Raw genomic sequence first — 755 nt, forward strand, 5'->3', positions numbered from 1 at the left:
ATTGATGAATTGAGGAAAACACACCCACTCGCGTGGCTAATAAAAATCGGTGAAGTTTCAAGAGCTGGCTATTATAAATGGCGGAAGACTCAGTCTAAACGGTCTCTGAGACTTGAGAAAAACCTATGGATAAAAGAACATATATTAGCCATTCATAAGATACATCCGTACTACGGATATAAACGGATGACTCGAGCTTTATTCAGAGAGGGAATCGTTGTCAATCATAAGCGTGTTCGTCGTTTGATGAGAGAATTGGGGGTTACATCTGTTATTCGAAAGAAACGTCCATTCTATGGCCGAAGAGGATCCGTTGTATTTAAAAATGTTTTAAACCGTGAGTTCTATGCAGAGTCCATGTTACAAAAGTTAGTAACAGATATAACCTATGTGCGGATTGGAGACACGTTTGCCTACCTATCTGCCGTTTTAGATTTGTATAATAATGAAATTGTGGCATGGGAAGTTTCTTCTCGAAACGACCTTGAATTGGTTCATAATACGTTGAATCAGTTAAGGGACAAGTCATTCGAAAAGGGGGCCCTTCTTCACTCCGATCAAGGATTCCAATATACGACGAAATCATACGAAAGACAGGTAAAAGAACTCGGTCTTCAAGGAAGCCACTCTCGTCGAGGCAATTGTCATGATAACGCTTGTATAGAAAGTTTCTTCTCGCATTTAAAAACAGAGAAGTTATATTTGGTATGTCCAAAAACAGCAGAGGAAGCTTATGTAGCTAGCCAGGAGTATAT

The 755-nt window shown here is 39.5% G+C and carries 1 protein-coding gene; it reads left to right on the forward strand.

Annotated elements, in window-relative coordinates; genetic code table 11:
• On the forward strand, positions 1-755 hold a 755-nt coding region (locus SB773_RS29875), incomplete at both ends, for an IS3 family transposase (RefSeq protein WP_410593806.1).

The organism is Bacillus sp. SIMBA_074 (genome assembly GCF_046534555.1).
Lineage (GTDB): Bacteria > Bacillota > Bacilli > Bacillales > Bacillaceae_G > Bacillus_A > Bacillus_A mycoides.